Here is a 1,405-nt window from a genome sequence, read left to right on the forward strand (position 1 = left end):
AAGACCGCCAACGTGCTCAACGTGCAGCCAAGCCTGAAGACAGCCCTGCGGGAGATCTATCTCGCGCCCACACGAGCCCAAGCCGAGGTTGCGGTCGGTCTGTTCGCGGACTTCTACGAGGCGCGCTATCCCAAAGCCATAGAGTGCTTCCGCAAGGACCAGCGGGTGCTGCTGGCCTTCTATGACTGGCCCGCCGAGCACTGGATCCATCTGCGGACCACGAACCCGATCGAGAGTGTGTTCGCGACGGTCCGGCACCGCACGGCGCGCACCAAGGGCGCGCTGTCCCCGACGACCGCCCGGCTGATGGTGTTCAAGCTCGTGATGGCCGCCTCGAAGACCTAGCGGCGGCTGATGGGCGAAAACCAGTTGCCAAGCTGATCGCCGGTGGCAGATTCCAGGACGGCACCGAGGTCATCCCGAGGCCAGCACACAGCGCCGCCTGATCGGCCCCATCACCCAAAATCCGCCATAGCTTGAGAGTTTGAGACAGAGGGTGGCTTGGTTTGAGGAGGCTCCGGCCAAGCTCGGATCCTCCACAGGTCAATCCCCGCCGTGAGCCCGTGCCGCTGTAATGATGTCTTCCCTTCGGCTCATCTTCAGCACTGCGAGTGGTGAGAGGTCGTCCAGCACCTCATCCGGCGTCAGCAGCCATTCCAGTCTCATCCAGTTCGACTGGATCGGCATTAAGCTGAGCGCCATCTCGAGCCCTGCTACGATCCCGTGCTCGTCGAATTGACACGCTGGATACCGTGGGGCGCCTTCTATCAAGATCGCGATCAGTCGCCCGGCAGAGGTACGCTCGCGAAGCTCGCGGATTCCGAGACCGAGTCTCGCTGCAACCTGCTCTTCACTGAACAGCTTACCCGGAGTGTCGAGGAGTTCTAGCTTGCGCTGGTCCGCCGCGGAGACAAGGTCCCGCACCTCCCGTTCACTTACCGAGGCATCTTTCATCACCACCGAACCTTCCATTCCAAGTCAGTGCTGCTCTGTACTGTAACGTGCCCCTCACCAGTTACCTGCAGCTATTCCAGGCGGTTCAGCACGGCCCCTCAAAGGCTCATGCAGACCTGCTGCGAACTTCCTTCTGAGCACCATCAAGCACGGAGCTCAAACACAGCCATCGGCAGCTTCGCTTCACCGACCGTAGGTGTCGCCGGCACGAGCCAAACGGGGGCAGCTATGCGAAAAGGAAACGGCGTAATCATCTGCCCTCCTCAACCGGATTTGGCCTTCCCTGCCGTGATGCTCTCAAAGAGAGCCTTGAGACCTCCCCGGACGGTGGGTAGTTGGGTTGAGCCGCCGTGCGGATGCGATTCCACGGACACGATGGCTCGCTGTTCGGCTGTTCTGGGATCCGTATGCCGGGTGGGCGCTTCAGTGATCCCTAAGAATCTCAACTCCC

The 1,405-nt window shown here is 61.2% G+C and carries 1 protein-coding gene and 1 pseudogene; one reads left to right on the top strand and one right to left on the bottom strand.

Features of this window, described 5'->3' with window-relative positions; all coding sequences use genetic code 11:
- Window positions 1-446, top strand: a pseudogene (locus BN1233_RS12635) (transposase); the annotation flags it as partial.
- 97 nt (window positions 447-543) lie between these two features.
- On the opposite strand, the gene BN1233_RS12640 reads toward BN1233_RS12635, so the two are convergent.
- Window positions 544-960 carry a hypothetical protein gene (locus tag BN1233_RS12640; protein ID WP_147707179.1) on the bottom strand — a complete coding sequence of 139 codons (417 nt, stop codon included), beginning with the start codon at window positions 958-960 and terminating at the stop codon, window positions 544-546.
- Between the last annotated feature and the right edge of the window lie 445 nt (window positions 961-1,405).

This window comes from Microvirga massiliensis, from assembly GCF_001006805.1.
Lineage (GTDB): Bacteria > Pseudomonadota > Alphaproteobacteria > Rhizobiales > Beijerinckiaceae > Microvirga > Microvirga massiliensis.